The sequence below is a fragment of the Alishewanella sp. d11 genome (assembly GCF_049390205.1).
Lineage (GTDB): Bacteria > Pseudomonadota > Gammaproteobacteria > Enterobacterales > Alteromonadaceae > Alishewanella.
In genome coordinates, this window is sequence record NZ_CP186547.1 from 2,311,902 (window position 1) to 2,328,996 (window position 17,095).

The window sequence follows — 17,095 nt, forward strand, 5'->3', positions numbered from 1 at the left end:
GGAGCGAAGAATGGAACACTATATTAGCTTATTTGTACGTGCCGTTTTTATTGAAAACTTGGCATTAGCATTCTTCTTAGGGATGTGTACTTTCCTTGCTGTTTCCCAAAAAATCAAAACTGCTTTTGGTTTGGGTGTAGCGGTAATCGTTGTATTAGGTATTTCTGTACCAGTGAACAACTTGGTATACGCCAATCTGCTTGCGCCAGGCGCGTTAGCGTGGGCTGGCTTTCCTGATGCAGACTTAAGCTTCTTAGGCTTTTTAACCTACATCGGTGTAATCGCTGCTTTGGTTCAAATCCTTGAGATGACCTTAGATAAATACTTCCCAGCGCTGTATAACGCTTTAGGTATTTTCTTGCCATTGATTACTGTTAACTGCGCTATCTTTGGTGCAGTAGCCTTTATGGTTGAGCGTGACTACAACTTTGGTGAAAGCGTGGTGTTTGGTTTAGGCAGTGGCGTAGGTTGGGCTTTAGCGATTACCTTGTTAGCCGCTGTGCGTGAAAAGCTGAAATATGCTGATATTCCGGATGGTCTGCGTGGTTTAGGGACTACCTTCTTGGTAGTGGGTTTAATGGGATTAGGCTTTATGTCTTTCTCTGGCGTTCAACTATAAGCAGTAGAGGAATTATACAATGCAAGAGATTTATCTTGGCGTTGGCATGTTCACTGTCGTGGTACTAGCGCTGGTATTCATTATTTTAGCAGCTAAATCTAAGCTAGTTGCTAGCGGTGATATTACTATCAGTGTTAACGGTGATCCGAGCAAAGCCATTAAAACGAAAGCGGGCGGCAAGCTTTTAAGTGTATTAGCCGATAACGGTATCTTCTTATCATCTGCTTGTGGCGGTGGTGGTTCTTGTGGTCAGTGTCGTGTGCACGTACATGAAGGTGGCGGTGAAATACTGCCAACGGAACTTGGCCATATCACTAAAGGCGAAGCCCGTGAAGGTTGTCGTTTATCTTGTCAGGTAAACGTAAAAACCGACATGGATATTGAAGTTGAGCCAGAAATTTTCGGTATCAAAAAATGGGATTGTTCTGTTATCTCTAACGATAATAAAGCAACTTTCATTAAAGAACTGAAATTGCAGATCCCAGACGGTGAATCTGTACCTTTCCGTGCTGGTGGTTATATTCAAATTGAAGCGCCTGCGCATCACGTGAAGTACAAAGATTTTGATATTCCAGCAGAATATCGTGGTGATTGGGAACGCTTCAAGTTCTTTACACTGGAGTCAAAAGTAGATGAGCCGACCATTCGTGCTTATTCTATGGCGAACTATCCGGAAGAAGAAGGCATTATTATGCTGAACGTGCGGATTGCTACGCCGCCGCCAAATAACTTGACCTTACCTTGCGGTAAGATGTCATCCTTTATTTGGTCTCTGAAAGAAGGCGATAAAGTGACTATTTCTGGGCCATTTGGTGAGTTCTTTGCCAAAGAAACAGATGCTGAAATGGTGTTTATCGGTGGTGGTGCGGGTATGGCACCAATGCGTTCACACATTTTCGACCAGTTACGCCGCTTAAAATCTAAGCGTAAAATCAGTTTCTGGTATGGTGCGCGTTCTAAGCGTGAAATGTTCTATGTTGAAGATTTCGATATGCTAGCGGCCGAGAATGAAAACTTCGTATGGCATACGGCGTTATCAGACCCGCAGCCAGAAGATAACTGGACAGGCTATACGGGTTTTATCCACAATGTAATTTATGAAAATTACTTGAAAAACCACAAAGCCCCAGAAGACTGTGAATTCTACATGTGTGGTCCGCCAATGATGAACAAAGCGGTAATCAACATGCTTAAAGACTTAGGCGTTGAAGACGATAACATTCTGTTAGACGACTTCGGTGGTTAATCTTCTGCAAAAGCAGTAAAATAATAGGGGTGGCGTAAGTCACCCCTTTTTTATGCGGAGATTTTTTATGAGCTTGTTAGTACGTAAATTTCTGGTGGTATCACCAGTATTGTTGTTGTTGCTGTTACTAAGTGCTTGTCAGCCTGCTCAGACTGCGCGTGAATATGAGATCCAGGGTAAGACCATGGGTACCTATTATGTCGTAAAGTTTTATGCGGATCAGCAGCCTGATCTTGAGGCTTTACAGCAAGAGTTAGATACTGAGTTAGAGTTAATCAATGATTTAATGTCAACCTACCGGCCTGAATCTGAGTTAATGCGTTTTAATCTGCAGCAGACGACTGAGTCGGTTACTTTGACTGAGCAAACTGCTACCGTAATCGCTGAAGCTATTCGTATTGGCGAGCAGACTGCGGGTGTCTTGGATATCACAGTAGGTCCTTTAACCGAGTTATGGGGTTTTGGTGCGCAGGGGCGTGTGATACGTGCCCCTGAACCAGAGCAGTTGGACGCGGTGCGTCAATATGTGGGTTTAGATAAAATTGAGCTGAATGGTTTAGCGCTGCGGAAAATAGATGCGCGTGTTGCTATCGATTTATCAACCATTGCTAAAGGCTATGGCGTGGATCGCTTAGCTGAAATTTTATTAAGCCATGGCTATGAGCGTTTTATGGTCGATATTGGTGGTGATATGCGACTTGGTGCAGCAAAGCCAACTGGTCCTTGGAAAATTGCGGTTGAGAAGCCGGTTAGCCATGAACGCAGTGTGCAACGTATTATCGCTTTAAATGACTTAGCTATCGCCACCTCGGGTGATTATCGTAATTATTTTGAGGAAAATGGCATTAGATACTCGCACTTACTTAACCCGCATACGGGCCATCCTATTCAGCATAAAACAGTCTCTAGTACTGTTATCCATCCGGCGGCTATTTCAGCTGACGGCTATGCAACGGCTTTAAATGTGTTGCCTGCAGAAGAGGCTATCGCTTTTGCCAATAAATATGCGATTGCGCTGTTACTAGTGGTAAAAACTGAGCAGGGTTTTGAAGAACGTTATTCGGATGCATTTAAACCTTTTCTAACTGTTAATTGAGGTATAAAGATGACAATCTTTTTATTGACCTTTGGTCTGTTTTTACTGGTGGTTGTGGCCATGGCTGCAGGCTATATTTTGCAACGCAAAACCTTGGCCGGAAGTTGTGGTGGCTTAGGTGAATTGAATATTGAAAAAGCCTGTGATTGCGATAAGCCCTGTGAAAAACGCCAGAAAAGGCTAGATAAAGAAAAGTTTTGGCAAGAGAATAAAATTATTTAATGTTAGACCAATACTTTCAAATTTCTGCTCGCGGCAGTTCAGTTCAGCGTGAAGCCCTCGCCGGCTTCACGACCTTTATGGCAATGTCCTACGTGCTTTTTGTGAACCCTAGCCTGCTGGCGCAAGCAGGCATGGATCATGGCGCGGTGTTTGTGGCAACCTGTTTAGCCGCCGCCTTAGGCTGCGTTTTAATGGGATTATTGGCAAATCTCCCCATTGCCTTGGCTCCAGGCATGGGGCTTAATGCTTTCTTTACCTTCGTCATCGTGCTTGAGCAAGGTTATACTTGGCAAACAGCCTTGGCGGCTGTCTTTTTTTCTGGCTGTCTGTTTTTACTGTTAAGCATTTTTCGGGTACGGGAATGGATAATTAACAGTATTCCTCTACCGCTAAAAATGGGCATAGCAGCAGGTATCGGTATGTTTTTGGCTTTGATTGCCTTAAAAACCGCTAATATTATTGTGGCGAGTCCGGCAACATTAGTGACTTTAGGTAACTTGCATAGTCCTCAGGTATTGTTGGCACTGCTGGGTTTTTTCATTATTTTTGCCTTGGCTCATCGCGGCTGGCATAGCGCTGTGCTGATAAGTATTTTGTGTATTTCGATAGCAGGCTTGATGCTGGGTGACACAACTTATACTGGCATTATCGCCGTACCCCCTTCGTTAGCGCCAACTTTTATGCAGTTAGATTTTATGGGAGCCTTGACTCTCAGTATCATTCCTGTGGTGTTAACGCTGCTTTTTTTAGATCTGTTTGATACCTCTGGCACTTTGGTTGCGGTTACGCAAAAAGCGGGATTAATGCAAAAAGACGGTACAGTGCCAAATTTGAGTCGCGCTTTGATTGCCGACAGTACCGCGAGTATGGTGGGTGCAACCTTAGGAACTTCAACCACCACAAGTTACGTGGAAAGCTCAAGTGGGGTCACTGCCGGTGGTCGAACGGGGTTAACCGCTTTAGTGACTGGGGGCTTATTTATTTTGGCCTTATGGTTTTCGCCTGTGGCGGCAATGGTACCCGCATACGCCACAGCTGGTGCTTTATTGTATGTAGCGACATTAATGCTGACCAGTTTAAAATATGTTGAGTGGGATGATTTACTGCAGGCTGTGCCCGTCGCGGTCATACTTATTATGATGCCACTGACTTTTTCTATTGCTGATGGTATAGGTATGGGCTTTATCAGTTATACCTTACTGTGTTTACTCACGGGTAAGCTGCACAGGACAACCATTAGTGTTTGGATCTTAACTGCGGTGTTTGTTGCGAAATTTGTTTTAGCGTAGCACTATCCACGTTAGCCCCTTGTCGCACAGAGTAATGCTGAGTATGCTGTAACACTAACTCATATAATAAAGATAACAGGCATCGGCCATAATGAGGCTTCGCGAAACACTACTGGTTTATATGTTACCGTTATTGGTTGTTCCAGTAGCGGTATTAGGTTATTTAGCCTATCACTACAGTAGTCTGGTGAGAGAGCAGCAAGCCTATAGTTTGGTTGCTGAGCATATGCAGCAGCAACAGCAATACCTAAACGATTTCTTACGAATACAACAAGGTCGTTTATCATTTCTCGCTAATACAGCTCCGTTAAAAGCGCATTTACGTAGCGCTAACCCAGCATCTCGTGAAGCGCTGAGTACTTCGTTACAAGCGGTTTTAACACAGTATCCGCAAGTTCGTTCAATTAAGCTACTGCAGATTAATGGTGATGAAGAGTTAGCAGTTCCTGCATCTAACACCGATCTGAGTTTACCTGGGCAGCTAAGAAATGAGTATTTCTCTGCTATCCAAGCCATGCTTGAAGAGCAGATTATGTTTTTAGCCCCAGATGGCCCTGAGCGACATTTACAATTGTTTTTTGTACAAAAGCTTTACGCACCTGCAATTACTAATCATCAACAGTTTTGGGGGTATTTGTTATTGGTGGTTGACCCTGAGCCGATTGTGCAAGTGGTGACTAAACCGGTCACACCAGGAAGTATAACCTTATTAATAAATCGCTCTGCCACTATTGCTTATGCTGCAAATCAGGCATTGATTGGTTCTGCTTTTACCCCCAGACACTATAGAGCTATACAACAAAGCTTGGAAAATAATTCGCTTACTGAAAGTTTGCTCTTGGGGCAACCAAGATTACTTTTGACCGGAAGTTTACTTGGCTCTTTCCAACTTTTGTACGGTATTGAAGCAAAGGAACTTTATCGCCAATTTCCGAATTGGCCGCTGTTAATTTTACTGATCACCCTTTTTTGTGCTGTTTTAATCCCCTTTATGATTTATTTGCTGTTAATCCGACAAGTTTTTGAACCGGTAAAACAGTTAACAGCTGCGAAAACTGCCGTAGGGCGTGGTGATCTTTCCGTAGTACTGGATGTACGAAAACAAGATGAACTCGGCGATATGTTTGCCGCTTTTAATGTGATGATTCGGCAATTAAGGGTGTATCGTGAACAGGAGTTAGCGCATAAGCATCAGTTGGAAGAGAAGGTATTAAGACGAACACAAGATTTAGCGCAAGCTAATGATGATTTAGCAGCTGCTAATCAGCAGCTGATTGTGGCGCGTGAAATTGCCGAGCAGGCCAACCGCTTAAAAAGTGTGTTTTTGGCTAATATGAGCCATGAGATCCGCACGCCACTCACAGCAATTATTGGTTTTAGTGAGCAGGCATTGATCGAAAACGATCAAAACCGACGGACCGATTATTTACAACGCGTTTTGCGAAGTAGTGAGCATCTCTCTAGGTTAATCAATGATATTTTGGATCTGTCCAAGATTGAAGCAGATAAACTGGAATTGCAGCCAGAGTGTTTTGATTATCTAGCATTGTTAGACGATATTTATCAATTAACGCGTGAGCAAGCCAAAGCGAAAGGCTTAGATTGTCAATTACAGTTGAAGTATCCGTTACCGCAACATTTGTTCAGCGATAGTCTAAGAGTTAAACAAGTGCTACTTAACTTAACCAGCAATGCGCTTAAGTTTACCGCCAAGGGCAAGGTACTATTACTAGTAAGTTATGATAAGGCGCTATTGCGTTTATCAATAAAAATTAAAGATACTGGTATCGGCATGAGCAGCGAAGAGATCAGTCGATTATTTCAACCTTTCATGCAAGCCGATGCTACGGTTACCCGCGATTATGGAGGAACCGGTTTAGGCTTATGTATCTCCCAAAAGTTAATGGAACAAATGGGAGGGAGTATTCATGTCGATAGTATTAAAGGCATTGGTAGTAACTTTGAAGTGATTTTTAATCAGGTTGAGGCAGCGGAGCTGATTGAGCACTATCAACCCGAAATAAAAGAACGCATAGTTGATGCACGACCTGAAACTACGTTGTCTCTTCATGTATTAATAGCTGAAGACAATCTGGATAATCAATTATTACTGACCTTGATACTCGAACAGTTAGGCGTATCCTATGAATTAGTGGCAAATGGTCATCAAGCAGTGGAAAGAGCGTTACAGGGTACTTTCGATGTGATATTTATGGATATGCAGATGCCGGTTATGGGGGGAGAAGAAGCCACGCGTTTAATCCGTCATGCTGGTATTGCTGTGCCCATTATCGCTATTACTGCTAATGTGATGACAGAAGATGCTGAGCGGTACAAAGCAGCAGGTTGTCAGGCACTGTTGGGTAAACCTATAGTTCAATGTGAGTTTTTAGCACTTTTAAATACTTACGCTAAGCAAAAATTATCTTCCCCCAGTGAGTTGACGAAGAAGTTAGCGCTCGACCCAGCGATGCAAGCCTTGCTTGCGCAATTTCGTGCGCAATTACCTTCGTTAGTGGGGGAGTTTATGCAGCTTGCGCAAACTAAAGCATGGTCGCAGTTGCAGTTCGCCGCACATAGTTTAAAAGGCAGCGCTGGAAGCATGGGGTATCCTAAGCTCACTGAGCTTGCAGGAAGGCTTGAAGTGGCCAGCAAACATTATAACGAAGAGCAGATCTCCTCACTTATCACGCAGATGCAGGCGGAGTTTGTAGAAGATAAGGAATAAATTTAAAAACGGCTGCAATGATGCCTTAGTTCTTGAGTGATAAATACATTTAGCCACAGACAGTTTGCTTAGCAAGTGGAGTTTATATGAGTTCGCAACAAGCGTTATTGACAATACTGGATGATAAAATTCGCCACGATCGTTTGGTCTTACCTACCTTGCCTGAAATAGCGTTGCGAGTAAGGAAAACTGCAGATGATCCGGACGTTAGCTTAATGCAAATGACGGACGTGATTGCACAAGATCCAGCATTATCAGCGCGTATGATGAAGATTGCCAACAGCGCTTTTATGGGGCGCTCAATTCAAGTCAGTACGCTTAATCAAGCGGTCACTCGAATTGGTTTAAGTCAAATTAAAAATATTGCTACGGCGATGGCCTTAGAGCAGCTATTTGTGTCTGAATACAAGCAAGTTCAGCAGCAGATGGATAAATTATGGCGTGATAATATTCAGGTTGCAGCTATTGCCGTTGCTTGCTTGAAATCATATCAACACACTCAATCGAATTGTAAGTTGAGTGCCGATGTGATGACATTGTGTGCCTTGGTGCATAATATTGGTGCTTTAGCTGTGATCAGCGAAGCTGAGCGCCATCCAGAAGTATTCGGACACCCCTTGTTTCTCAATAGCGTGATCGATAAGGCTGCTCCCTATATCAGTGTAAAAGTACTCAAGGCATGGGGCTTTGGTGATGAGTTTCAGCTAGCGGCCAAAAGCTGGCGAGTGTGTAAAGCTGGTACTCCCATTCACTACACTGACTTTATTCGTTTAGCTGCTATCGTCAGAGGCTATTATCGATCGGTGGAAGAGCAACATATGTTATTGCAAGACTATTTGGCGCAGCAAGTGATTGAGGTTCCAGAGTTTATGCAGCAACCTCAGATTGCTAGTGTGTTTCAGGATGTCAGAGCTTTGTTTCAATAAGGCAACAAGCCTAGTGGACACAAGGGAGTAAGTATCCACCGGGCTCTTTGTTACATGATATTACTCTATGGCAGTTTGGCTAACTTGTGTAGAAATCGCTAGCAACGCTTGGTTAAGGCTATCAGCCATCAACAGCAAATCGGCATCCAACCGTGTAATAAGATCATCCCAACCTAATTCATCATTTTGTTCCGTCAGGCTATCTGGGTAGCTTAGCTGTTTTACTCCACCATCATCAGTAATTGTCAGTGACATCCCTTCTGCTTGTTGCAGATTAATGCGCGTCACCAATTTATCCTGTAAATGAGTTTGTACTTCATCAGCACTAAGCAAGTGATTACTAAAACGGACTTTAGCACCTTCTTCATCAGGGGCTTTTAGTTCAACTTCAGATCCAGGTTGAAAGTGACCTGGCAAGTCTTTATGTTGCAACCAAAGCTGAAGATGATTATTTAATTTCTGGTTATCTAGCCAAGGTAAAGCTGGTAAAGAACCTAGTGCTTTGCGTAGCAGAGCTAAAATATCTTCAGCCTTACTAGCGCTACTCGTATTAATGACGAGCCATTGCTGTTCCGCATCATAATAGCCTTGGGTTAATTGTGAGCGACTAAAGGCCCGAGGCAGCAAACTTTGTATAAGATCTTCTTTTAAAGCCTGTTTCTCTTTCCGGCTTAAACTGCGCCCTTGTTCTTGCTCGGCAGCGTCAATCTTAGGTTGAAGCTCCTCATTAATTACAGCCGCGGGCAGTACTTTCTCTTGTCTCTTCACGGCGAAGAACCATCGATTTTTTTGCTGATGGCAATACTGTTTAATACTAGGATGCAATGGGTAGCTAAAACCAGAACGTAATGCTTCCTGTCCAGTGCAAGGGATAAATTTATATTCTGCAAGAGCAGTTTCCAGCACAGATAACTCTGTTGTTAGCGGCGCACTTAACTTGTACACCCTGATATTCTTAAACCACATAACAACTTCTATTCCATTCTAGGTAAAGAGCTGCAGTATAACCTTTACTTATTCAAGTTGCAGCGCTATCAGGAAAGGAGCTTTACTATTGCTGATGTGCTAAGTCAGTTTTTTAGGAAATAAGATGTGGTAATGTAAGCCTTTACCAGGTTCGCTGTTGACTTCAATACTGCCATTTAAGGTCTGGCGTACTAAGTTGTAGGTAATATGAGTGCCAAGGCCACTTCCGCCTTGATCTCGCTTGGTAGTAAAAAACGGATGGAAAAGTTTAGACAATTGCTCTTGCTCCAAGCCTTTTCCATTATCGGCATAGCGAATATCAATGTTGTCGTCGTCTGCAAAGATCGTTATGCGGATCAACCCTTGTTCTAGGTGTTCAAAGCCATGAATTAATGAATTCATCAATAGGTTGGTGAAGATTTGTGAGATGGCGCCTGCTGGGCAATCCAGAATAATATTGTCGGCACAGTTAACTTCGACTTGATGGCGTGTTTTCTTAAAATGAGGTTGCAGCGAGCGAATAATCTCATGAATATATTCGCATAAATTGATAGTGCGGATGGCTTCGCTGGTTTGATCTACCGCTATTTGTTTGAAACTGGCAATCAGATCCGAGGCTCTGCCAAGATTAGAGGCGAGCAAATGGGTGCTCTGTTGCGCTTCGTCTAAGAATTCATCTAACATTTTTGGCGTAAGTGTTTTAGTTTGGTAAGCATTGTTCAACTTGTTCAAGCGTTCTTCCAAAAAGCTAGTAGCAGTAACGCTGATGCCTACAGGGGTATTCACTTCGTGGGTAATTCCAGCAACTAGGCCACCAAGAGCGGCCATTTTCTCTGATTGTACTAGTCTGTCTTGTGCTTGGTTCAGATGTTGAATAGTCTCTTCTAGCTCTTTTTGTTTCTGACGTAAGTCTAATTCTGTTTGCCGGCGTTGTTCAATTTCTTCTTTTAATGACTGCTCTTTTTGTAGCAGCTCTTGCTTTTGTTGCTGCAAATCCATCATAGCTTGGCTTAAACCAGAAGTTTTACGTGCAACCTCTTGCTCCAATAGTAGGTTTTGTTGATCAAGCTTATTATTAGATAATAACAATTGTTGCTGGGTTTGTTTAAGTTGAGCTTGGTAATCCTGTAAGCGTTGGATAAGTCGATTATAGGCTGTTGCCATCAACGAAAGCTCTGCGCCCTCATCCGCAGAAATTTGGATTTTGGAGCCGTCAAGTTGCTCCAATTCCAGATCTTCAATCTGTCGGCTTAAATCAGCCAAGGGTTCAGTCAGATAACGACGAAACGCAATTAAAAACAGAATAATTAAAAAAGTGGTTTTTAAAATTGCGTTGCCAATTAAAAAGTACAGGCCAATTTCAATGCGTTCAATAACGATAGTTCTGCTAGAAAACAGGGTTACATCACCTACCTGACTGGTGCGGCCTGAGAATTCAAAGATAAGAGGAAAGGTGTAACCAAAGATCCCAGACTGTTGCTCACTAATACTAAGCTCTTGTTGTACCAGTTGGTTACTAAAACGTTGCTGGATATCAATATAACGTCCAGATTGTGTGATAATTGCACCATTATCATCACGGATGATAATGCCTTCAATAGAAGGAATTGCCAATAAGCCATCAGCGATATTAAGCGTTTGTGGTGTATTCAATTCCCAGATGGCTCTGGTTAGACTTCCTGAAAAAGTTTGTTGTAAGGTACTAAGTTCGTTTTTGATATAGTTTTTGGCGTTAAAATATTCGGCAAACACTTGGCCAAAAGTCACAAAAAGCGTCAGCAAAAAGTATACTGATAAAACCTTGGTCAGCAGTTTTTTCGATAAGCTTTGTTGCTGCATAGTTTTGCCCTGAGGTTCAGCGAAAGATATCCACTATCATGTCGTATTACCATAGCGAATAAGTCTGATATTTAAAATACTTTTCTAAAAATAGTCGAGAATTAATCCTTTGACTGGCGTCGCTTATTTTGGCATGAATACTGATTAATGTTACTGCTTACGCACGGTCTAAATGCGATACTTGCTTTTCGCGTGATACCTGAACATGTTAGTTCGAATAAATCTGGGAAAAAAGGTTTGACAGACGTCTACAAGTCTGTGCATAGTGTTGTTTATGAAAACATATAATATGACATTCACCACCACGATTATTATTACCACCAACCTTACGGGGTAGGAGGTCGGCGGTGTGTTGTCTTTAAAAGGCCCGTGACCTCAAAGGTTCGGGCCTTTTTTTTAGCCAAAATTGGCTATTGGTCTACGATAACAAAATCACATAAGACTTGAAGGCGCGAGGAGAAGAATATGAGAGTGCTAAAATTTGGCGGGTCGTCGCTAGCGTCAGTTGCCCGCTTTTCTGACGTTGCGCAGATCGTGCTGCAACAGGCAGCGACGGAGCAAGTATGTCTGGTGTTATCCGCCCCACAGGGCGTGACCAATACGCTGGTGGAGCTAACGGATTTGGCATACTTAGGTGCTGATTTCCAACCGCTATTAAACCAATTATGCCAACGCTATCAGCAGTTATTACAAGATGTAGCGGGCTTAAGTGTTGAGCAGCATAGCCAGGTGCAACAGTTAATTACCCAACAGATACAGCAGCTAGGCTGGCAATTGCAAGGTATGAGCCTATTGCGATTTTGTCCAGATCATATAAAAGCGCAAATTTTAGGGTTAGGCGAACAATTTAGCGTTGCGTTAATGACTGCGCTATTGCAAGCAAGAGCCGCGGATGCGGTAGCACTCGATTCGGTTCAGTTAGTAAAAAGTCAAGGCGACTTTTTAAATGCTACTGCCGATGTGGAGGCAACCGCGGAGACGTTTAGCCATGTCCTAGCAAAAACGCCAGCGAGCGTTTATGTATTGGCGGGCTTTGTCTCAAGTAATGACAAAGGCGAAACCGCCTTATTGGGCCGTAACGGTTCAGATTATTCGGCCGCGGTGGTTGCCGCTGCCATTAGGGCAAGTGCTTGTGAAATTTGGACTGATGTTGATGGTGTTTACAGTGCCGATCCGCGTCAGGTTAAGCAAACTCGGCTTATTGACCGTTTATCCTATGACGAAGCCATGGAGTTATCTTATTTTGGCGCTAAAGTGCTACACCCGAAAACCATAGGTCCTTTAGCTAGGGTACAAATTCCCTGCTATATCAAAAATACCTTAAACCCCTCAGCTCCTGGGACCTGTATTGATACACAAGGCGATGGTGCAGCACTGGTAAAAGGTATTTCTAGCCTAGAGCATCTTGCGCTTATAACAGTGTCTGGTCCCGGTTTAAAAGGCGTGGTGGGCATGGCCAGCCGCGTATTTGCTTCAATGGCCCGTTCGCAGATTTCGGTGAGTTTAATTACCCAATCTTCCTCTGAGTTCAGTATCAGCTTCTGTGTGCCACAGTTACACTTGCTTGCGGCGAAAAAAGCACTGGAAATTGAGTTTGAATTAGAGTTACAAAATAAATTATTAAGGCCGCTGAGCATCCAAGCTGATATGGCCATTGTCAGCTTGGTAGGTGATGGGATGCGTCAGCACCAAGGTGTAGCCGCGAAGTTTTTTGCTTCTCTGGCGCAAGCTCGAGTTAATGTCGTGGCAATAGCTCAAGATAGCAGTGAGCGTTCTATTTCTGCGGTGGTTGAACAGCGCAGCTGTCAAAACGCAGTAAAAGTCTGCCATGAAAACTTCTTCAGCCATATCCCAAGCATTGATGTATTTTTGGTTGGCTGTGGCGTGGTGGGCGCTGAATTGCTGGCGCAAATTCATCGGCAACAAGCTTTCTTACAACAACGCCAAGTGAAATTAACGGTTTACGGTATTGCTAACAGCAAACAACTGTTGCTTGCGCCTGATGGCATTGCCCTTGATGACTGGCAAACACAGTTGCCACAGGCGAGCAAACAGTTTTCTCTGGCAGAATTAAACCGCTTTGTCCAAGAGCAACACCTGACCAATCCGGTTTTAGTCGATTGCACCAGTGCTCAACAAATTGCCGAGCAATATGTTGATTTTCTGGCGGCGGGATTTCATGTTGTTACTCCCAATAAGAAAGCCAATACGTCCAGTCTGGATTATTACCATAAACTTCGCTCTGCTGCTCAGCAGCAGCGTCGGCGTTTCTTGTATGAGACAACGGTAGGGGCGGGTTTGCCAGTGATTGACACGTTACAGGGGTTAATTAATGCCGGAGATGAACTCTTAGCTTTTGAAGGTATTTTATCTGGATCCTTATCCTATATTTTTGGCGAGTTAGAGGCTGGTGTGGCTTTGTCGGTCGTTACAGCTAAAGCGAAAAGTTTAGGCTTTACTGAGCCTGATCCTCGTGATGATTTATCCGGTATGGATGTCGCCCGTAAGCTCCTTATCATGGCGCGTGAGTCAGGATTAATGTTAGACCTGGCCGATGTAGAAGTTGAATCGGTTCTACCTGCTAGTTTTGATGCAAGTGGCAGCGTTGAGGCGTTTATGAGCAGCTTGACGAGCTTAGATGCTTACTTTACTGATCTCATACAGCAAGCTAAAGCAGAATCCAAGGTGTTGCGTTACATAGGCGAAATTCGTGATGGTAAATGTAAAGTCGCGATAAAAGCACTGCCGATAGAACATCCGTTGGCCAAGGTGAAAGATGGCGAAAACGCCTTGTCTATCCTCAGTCGCTATTATCAGCCGATCCCCTTTGTACTGCGTGGCTATGGTGCGGGTGCTGCTGTGACATCAGCAGGGGTATTTAGCGATATTATGCGCACGCTTAGCTGGCAGCAACAGGTGTAATGATATGCTAAACAACACGATTAAACGTTATTTTGCACCTGCATCGACAGGCAATATGTCGGTAGGTTTTGATTTGTTAGGTGCGGCTTTTGCTCCTGTCGATGGCAGTCTGTTGGGCGATGTCTTAGAAATTCATGGTGAAGCGCCAGAATTAACTTTAACGATGAGTGGACGATACCTGCATCAACTGCCTAGCAGTAGCGCTGAAAATCTGGTGATCAAAGCGTTTTATGCCTTTGAACAAGCTTTAGGTAAAACCTTGCCGAGACTGACCTTACATTTGCAGAAAAATCTGCCGGTAGGAAGCGGTCTTGGCTCGAGTGCTTGCTCAATCGTGGTCGCCTTTTATGCTTTTAATGACTATTTTGGTCAGCCTTTTAATCAGGCCGCGTTATTGAACTTGATGGCGGTGGCGGAAGGCGGTGTTAGTGGTAGTGTACATTTTGATAATGTGGCGCCTTCCTACTTGGGCGGTTTACAATTAATGTTGCCCCACAGCCCTAAAATATGTCGCAGTTTGCCTTGGTTTGAGGCATGGCAGGTCGTGTTATGCTATCCAGGAACGGTGTTGTCGACTAAAGCGGCGCGAGAGGTGTTACCTAAGCAATTAGCGTTAGCGCACAGCATTACCTTTGCGGGTGCCTTGAGTCGTTTTGTCAGTGCCTTATACAGCCAAGATGAACAAGATGCTGCCGCAGCTTTACACGATTGGGTGGCAGAGCCTGCTCGGTTACCCTTGATCCCAGAGTTAACCGCCATGCGGACGGCGTTAAGTGCTATGGGCGTGTTACATCTGGGCATATCTGGTGCAGGGCCTACGTTATTTGCTGTATGCAATAATGCGATGATTGCTGAGCAGGCGGCCCATTATTTACAAACACATTATGCAAAAAACCAAGATGCGCTTACGGTAGTGTGTCGTCTTGCCAATGCAGGCGCTCGGGCGCTGGAGAACTAATTCATGCAATTAACAAATTTAAAAGTGCCATCAGAACAGGTGAGTTTTTTACAGGCGGTGCGCCAAGGCTTAGGACAACAGCAAGGTTTATTTTTCCCTATGCAGTGGCCTAAGCTCGATATTGATCATTTACTTGGGTTGCCCTTAGTTGAGCGCAGCGCTTTAATTCTCTCCGCGTTAATTGGCGATGAACTGAGTGCTGAACAAGTCGCAACGATGGTGTCAAATGCCTTTAATTTTCCAGCGCCTTTGGTCGCCGTTAATGAGCAGCTGCATTGTTTAGAGTTATTTCATGGCCCGACCTTAGCCTTTAAAGACTTTGGCGGTCGCTTTATGGCGCAGGCTTTGGCACAGGCACAGCAAAATAACCATACCACCATTGTCACAGCAACCTCGGGAGATACTGGCGCTGCGGTCGCGCATGCCTTTTTCCGGCAACCCGGGGTGCAAGTTGTTATTTTGTATCCGAAAGGCAAGATTAGTCTCTTACAGGAAAAGCTGTTCACGACCTTGGGCGAGAATATTACGACCTTAGCTGTTGCTGGCGATTTTGATCAATGTCAGGCCTTAGTGAAAAGGGTGTTTGACGATAAAGCGTTGGTGAATGAGTTTAATATTAATTCGGCCAATTCTATTAATATCAGCCGGTTGTTTGCACAGATCTGTTACTACTTTGAAGCGATGGCGCAGGTGCCCGTTGCAAAACGTCAGCAAGTGGTCGTGGCTGTGCCCAGTGGTAACTTTGGTAACCTTACCGCGGGGTTGATTGCGAAAGCCTTAGGGTTGCCGATTAAGCGTATCGTGGCAGCCACGAACGCAAACGATACCGTGCCACGCTACTGGCAAAGCGGTGAGTGGCAACCACATGCGACGGTAGCGACCTTATCCAATGCGATGGATGTGAGTGCGCCTAATAATTGGCCACGCGTAGAAGCGTTATTGGCGCAAGGGGTTATTCGCCGCGATGACATAGAAGCCGTAGCGGTGGATGAGGATGATACGCAACTGGGTATGCGTTTATTAGCGCAAGAAGGCTATGTAAGTGAGCCACATGCGGCTATTGCGTATAAAGCGTTAAAGCGCAGTTTGCAAGCGGATGAATTCGGTATCTTTCTTGGTACCGCTCATCCTGCCAAGTTTAAAGAGCAAGTAGAGAATATTTTGGGGAGCCCCATAGGATTGCCTCAGGTGTTAGCACAATGTGCGGCAGAGCCTGGGTTAAATTTAGATATTCCTGCTGATTTCGCGGCGTTAGAGCAGGTGATTCGGCAATTGGGGGTAAAGTGATGGACTGGCAAACGCTGCTGGGAGCAGAGAAGCAAGCGCCGTATTTTCAGGCTTGTTTAGCTAACGTTAAACAGCAGCGGGAAGCCGGTAAGGTGATTTATCCCGGAGACAGCGAAATATTTAATGCGTTTAAATTAACGTCTCTTGAGCAGTTGAAGGTGGTGATTTTGGGGCAAGATCCTTACCATGGGCCAAATCAGGCGCATGGTTTGGCCTTCTCGGTTCGACCGGGTGTAAAGGTCCCTCCTTCATTAGTCAATATTTATAAAGAACTCGCCATGGAGTATGCTGATTTTCAGCCGCCAAAGCATGGTTTTTTACAAAGTTGGGCCGAGCAAGGGGTCTTGCTGCTTAATACGGTGTTAACCGTAGAAGCAAACCAACCTAATTCCCACCGTTTATTGGGATGGGAGCAGTTTACCGATCAGGCGATCAGACAAATTAGTCAGCATACCGAGCATGTTGTGTTTTTGCTCTGGGGATCACATGCGCAAAAAAAAGCAAAATTGATAGACGCAAAGCGCCATCATATTCTAATAGCGCCGCATCCATCGCCTTTATCAGCGCACCGCGGCTTTTTGGGCTGTGGTCACTTTTTGCAAACCAACAGCTTACTGGAGTCGAGCGGTAAACCCCCGATCAACTGGCATAGTGTATTGTTCTGAGTGTTAAAGACGCTAGAATAAAAAAGGCTCACTGTTGCCAGTGAGCCTTTTTTTATAATTCTATGTCATTAAGCTCAGGTTCAATCGTCCAATCAATGTCGCATAGCTCTTTTTTCAAGCGATGGCGTTCTTTCAGCTCTTCAATTTCGCGCCATTTCCGTTTGACCGCGCGAGTTTTCGCTGCAGGTCTTTCCAACATATTCAGTAAGTCTTCGAAGCTTTCCATATTACGGCCTCATCTGATGTTGATATTGTTGTTATTTTCAACAAAGTTTCTACCACACTTTGCTTAAAAATAAAACTAAAAAGTGACACCATGATGACAGAAAATA

At 44.2% G+C, this 17,095-nt stretch carries 14 protein-coding genes; 11 read left to right on the plus strand and 3 right to left on the minus strand.

Annotated features, from left to right (window positions below):
* Window positions 1-10 precede the first annotated feature (10 nt).
* The 7 genes from nqrE (at window position 11) to ACO1PK_RS10580 (ending at window position 8,126) form a co-directional block, all read left to right on the plus strand.
* Window positions 11-619: an NADH:ubiquinone reductase (Na(+)-transporting) subunit E gene (gene nqrE, locus ACO1PK_RS10550; protein WP_423185595.1), complete on the plus strand. Its 609-nt coding sequence runs from the start codon at window positions 11-13 to the stop codon at window positions 617-619.
* A 19-nt stretch (window positions 620-638) separates the two neighbouring features.
* Window positions 639-1,865: an NADH:ubiquinone reductase (Na(+)-transporting) subunit F gene (gene nqrF, locus ACO1PK_RS10555; protein WP_423185596.1), complete on the plus strand. Its 1,227-nt coding sequence runs from the start codon at window positions 639-641 to the stop codon at window positions 1,863-1,865.
* 67 nt (window positions 1,866-1,932) lie between these two features.
* The gene (locus ACO1PK_RS10560; protein WP_423185597.1) at window positions 1,933-2,961 is read left to right on the plus strand and encodes an FAD:protein FMN transferase; all 1,029 of its coding nucleotides are present in this window, start codon (window positions 1,933-1,935) and stop codon (window positions 2,959-2,961) included.
* A 9-nt stretch (window positions 2,962-2,970) separates the two neighbouring features.
* A complete protein-coding gene (gene nqrM, locus ACO1PK_RS10565; protein ID WP_423185598.1) occupies window positions 2,971-3,183 on the plus strand; it encodes a (Na+)-NQR maturation NqrM in 213 nt (70 codons plus the stop codon).
* The gene (locus ACO1PK_RS10570) at window positions 3,183-4,472 is read left to right on the plus strand and encodes an NCS2 family permease (RefSeq protein WP_423185599.1); all 1,290 of its coding nucleotides are present in this window, start codon (window positions 3,183-3,185) and stop codon (window positions 4,470-4,472) included. The genes nqrM and ACO1PK_RS10570 overlap by 1 nt, the downstream gene beginning before the upstream one ends.
* A 91-nt stretch (window positions 4,473-4,563) precedes the next feature.
* A complete protein-coding gene (locus ACO1PK_RS10575; protein ID WP_423185600.1) occupies window positions 4,564-7,200 on the plus strand; it encodes an ATP-binding protein in 2,637 nt (878 codons plus the stop codon).
* Between the two features lie 86 nt (window positions 7,201-7,286).
* Window positions 7,287-8,126, plus strand: a complete 840-nt coding sequence (locus ACO1PK_RS10580; protein ID WP_423185601.1) for an HDOD domain-containing protein — start codon at window positions 7,287-7,289, stop codon at window positions 8,124-8,126.
* Between the two features lie 60 nt (window positions 8,127-8,186).
* Here ACO1PK_RS10580 and ACO1PK_RS10585 read toward each other — a convergent pair whose 3' ends face one another.
* Both ACO1PK_RS10585 and ACO1PK_RS10590 read right to left on the minus strand, forming a co-directional pair.
* Window positions 8,187-9,092: a recombination-associated protein RdgC gene (locus tag ACO1PK_RS10585; RefSeq protein WP_423185602.1), complete on the minus strand. Its 906-nt coding sequence runs from the start codon at window positions 9,090-9,092 to the stop codon at window positions 8,187-8,189.
* A gap of 99 nt (window positions 9,093-9,191) precedes the next feature.
* Window positions 9,192-10,931 (minus strand): sensor histidine kinase, encoded by a 1,740-nt coding sequence (locus ACO1PK_RS10590; protein WP_423185603.1) that lies wholly within the window; start codon window positions 10,929-10,931, stop codon window positions 9,192-9,194.
* 465 nt (window positions 10,932-11,396) lie between these two features.
* Here ACO1PK_RS10590 and thrA point away from each other — a divergent pair, with 465 nt between their 5' ends.
* Genes thrA through ung form a run of 4 tightly spaced genes read left to right on the plus strand, consistent with a single transcriptional unit; the run spans window position 11,397 to window position 16,763 of the window.
* A complete protein-coding gene (gene thrA / locus ACO1PK_RS10595) occupies window positions 11,397-13,853 on the plus strand; it encodes a bifunctional aspartate kinase/homoserine dehydrogenase I (RefSeq protein WP_423185604.1) in 2,457 nt (818 codons plus the stop codon).
* Window positions 13,854-13,857: 4 nt separating this feature from the next.
* A complete protein-coding gene (thrB, locus tag ACO1PK_RS10600) occupies window positions 13,858-14,811 on the plus strand; it encodes a homoserine kinase (protein ID WP_423185605.1) in 954 nt (317 codons plus the stop codon).
* Window positions 14,812-14,814: 3 nt separating this feature from the next.
* On the plus strand, window positions 14,815-16,098 hold the full coding sequence (gene thrC, locus ACO1PK_RS10605; RefSeq protein ID WP_423185606.1) for a threonine synthase: 1,284 nt from the start codon (window positions 14,815-14,817) through the stop codon (window positions 16,096-16,098).
* Window positions 16,098-16,763, plus strand: a complete 666-nt coding sequence (gene ung, locus ACO1PK_RS10610) for a uracil-DNA glycosylase (protein WP_423185607.1) — start codon at window positions 16,098-16,100, stop codon at window positions 16,761-16,763. The genes thrC and ung overlap by 1 nt, the downstream gene beginning before the upstream one ends.
* A 52-nt stretch (window positions 16,764-16,815) precedes the next feature.
* Here the strand turns inward: ung and ACO1PK_RS10615 are convergent, their stop codons facing one another.
* A complete protein-coding gene (locus tag ACO1PK_RS10615) occupies window positions 16,816-16,989 on the minus strand; it encodes a DUF3545 family protein (protein WP_423185608.1) in 174 nt (57 codons plus the stop codon).
* Between the last annotated feature and the right edge of the window lie 106 nt (window positions 16,990-17,095).

What these genes read in the sequence shown, in the direction of transcription:
- nqrE (WP_423185595.1), top strand. Translation starts at nt 11, where the DNA reads ATGGAACACTATATTAGCTTATTTGTACGTGCCGTTTTTATTGAAAAC.
- nqrF (WP_423185596.1), top strand. Translation starts at nt 639, where the DNA reads ATGCAAGAGATTTATCTTGGCGTTGGCATGTTCACTGTCGTGGTACTA.
- ACO1PK_RS10560 (WP_423185597.1), top strand. Translation starts at nt 1,933, where the DNA reads ATGAGCTTGTTAGTACGTAAATTTCTGGTGGTATCACCAGTATTGTTG.
- nqrM (WP_423185598.1), top strand. Translation starts at nt 2,971, where the DNA reads ATGACAATCTTTTTATTGACCTTTGGTCTGTTTTTACTGGTGGTTGTG.
- ACO1PK_RS10570 (WP_423185599.1), top strand. Translation starts at nt 3,183, where the DNA reads ATGTTAGACCAATACTTTCAAATTTCTGCTCGCGGCAGTTCAGTTCAG.
- ACO1PK_RS10575 (WP_423185600.1), top strand. Translation starts at nt 4,564, where the DNA reads ATGAGGCTTCGCGAAACACTACTGGTTTATATGTTACCGTTATTGGTT.
- ACO1PK_RS10580 (WP_423185601.1), top strand. Translation starts at nt 7,287, where the DNA reads ATGAGTTCGCAACAAGCGTTATTGACAATACTGGATGATAAAATTCGC.
- ACO1PK_RS10585 (WP_423185602.1), bottom strand. Translation starts at nt 9,092, where the DNA reads ATGTGGTTTAAGAATATCAGGGTGTACAAGTTAAGTGCGCCGCTAACA.
- ACO1PK_RS10590 (WP_423185603.1), bottom strand. Translation starts at nt 10,931, where the DNA reads ATGCAGCAACAAAGCTTATCGAAAAAACTGCTGACCAAGGTTTTATCA.
- thrA (WP_423185604.1), top strand. Translation starts at nt 11,397, where the DNA reads ATGAGAGTGCTAAAATTTGGCGGGTCGTCGCTAGCGTCAGTTGCCCGC.
- thrB (WP_423185605.1), top strand. Translation starts at nt 13,858, where the DNA reads ATGCTAAACAACACGATTAAACGTTATTTTGCACCTGCATCGACAGGC.
- thrC (WP_423185606.1), top strand. Translation starts at nt 14,815, where the DNA reads ATGCAATTAACAAATTTAAAAGTGCCATCAGAACAGGTGAGTTTTTTA.
- ung (WP_423185607.1), top strand. Translation starts at nt 16,098, where the DNA reads ATGGACTGGCAAACGCTGCTGGGAGCAGAGAAGCAAGCGCCGTATTTT.
- ACO1PK_RS10615 (WP_423185608.1), bottom strand. Translation starts at nt 16,989, where the DNA reads ATGGAAAGCTTCGAAGACTTACTGAATATGTTGGAAAGACCTGCAGCG.